The sequence below is a fragment of the Citrobacter sp. wls826 genome (assembly GCF_005281245.1).
Taxonomy (GTDB): Bacteria; Pseudomonadota; Gammaproteobacteria; order Enterobacterales; family Enterobacteriaceae; genus Citrobacter; species Citrobacter braakii.
Map to the genome: position 1 here is coordinate 146,253 of NZ_SZWS01000018.1, position 1,393 is coordinate 147,645.

At 57.1% G+C, this 1,393-nt stretch carries 1 protein-coding gene and 1 pseudogene; one reads left to right on the top strand and one right to left on the bottom strand.

Annotated features, from left to right (window positions below):
- Positions 1 to 1,239, top strand: a 1,239-nt coding sequence (malZ, locus tag FDW87_RS03365; RefSeq protein WP_252362982.1) for a maltodextrin glucosidase, incomplete at its 5' end; no start/stop codon positions are given.
- Here the strand turns inward: malZ and FDW87_RS21665 are convergent.
- Positions 1,233 to 1,393, bottom strand: a pseudogene (locus tag FDW87_RS21665) (LysR family transcriptional regulator); the annotation flags it as partial. The gene malZ and the pseudogene FDW87_RS21665 overlap by 7 nt on opposite strands.

Below are 1,393 nucleotides of genomic sequence, written 5' to 3' on the forward strand. Positions count from 1 at the left end.
GTCACGGCGCTGTACCTGAATCCGGTATTTACCGCGCCGAGCGTGCATAAATACGATACCGAAGATTACCGTCATGTTGATCCGCAGTTTGGCGGCGACAGGGCGCTGCTGCGCCTGCGTCACACCACCCAACAGCAGGGGATGCGCCTGATTCTCGACGGTGTTTTTAACCATAGCGGCGATTCACACGCCTGGTTTGACCGACATAATCGGGGAACGGATGGCGCGTGCCATAATCCGCAATCCCCCTGGCGCGACTGGTATCATTTCTCAGCCGACGGCGTCGCGCTCGACTGGCTGGGGTATTCCAGCCTGCCCAAGCTGGACTTTTCCTCTGAAAGCCTGGTGAATGAAATTTATCGCGGCGAAGACAGTATCGTTCGCCACTGGCTGAAAGCGCCGTGGAGTATGGACGGCTGGCGTCTTGACGTGGTGCATATGCTGGGAGAGGCCGGTGGTGCGCACAACAACCTGCAGCACGTGGCCGGAATTACGCAGGCGGCGAAAGAGACCCTGTCAGAGGCGTATGTGGTGGGCGAGCATTTTGGCGACGCGCGCCAATGGTTGCAGGCCGACGCGGAAGATGCCGCCATGAACTATCGCGGTTTTACCTTCCCGATATGGGGATTTCTCGCCAATACCGATATCTCATATGATCCGCAATTCATTGACGCCCAGACCTGTATGGCGTGGATGGATAACTATCGTGCGGGTTTGTCGCATCAGCAGCAGTTGCGGATGTTCAACCAGCTCGACAGCCACGATACCGCCCGTTTTAAATCTCTGCTCGGTAAAGACGTCGCACGTTTACCATTGGCGGTGGTGTGGCTGTTTACCTGGCCTGGCGTGCCCTGTATTTACTACGGTGACGAAGTGGGACTGGATGGGAACAACGATCCGTTTTGTCGCAAACCATTCCCGTGGCAGCCTGAAAAACAGGACGCTAACCTGCTGGCGTTGTATCAGCGGCTGGCAACATTACGCCACCAGAGCCAGGCGCTGCGCCATGGTGGTTGTCAGGTGATTTACGCCGAGGATAACGTGGTGGTGTTTGTACGCGTGCTAAACCGCCAGCGTGTATTGGTGGCGATTAACCGTGGCCACGCTTGTGAAGTGGTCCTGCCAGCCTCGCCATTACTGAGCGTCAGTCAATGGCAGCACCAGGAGGGCAAAGGCGTGCTTGCCGAGGATATCCTGACGCTGCCGGCGATTTCCGCCTCGGTGTGGATGGGTCATTGATATAAGCGCGTAACATCCTGGCTTGCCAGCAGCGTTTCCCGCCACCAGCGCTGCGCCAGTCCATCGCGGTTATTGCGCCAGGCCATATAGGCCACGTCTTTTTGGCGAAATGAGATGACCGTTTTTTCCACCAGCTCGCGCTTTCCTGAACGGA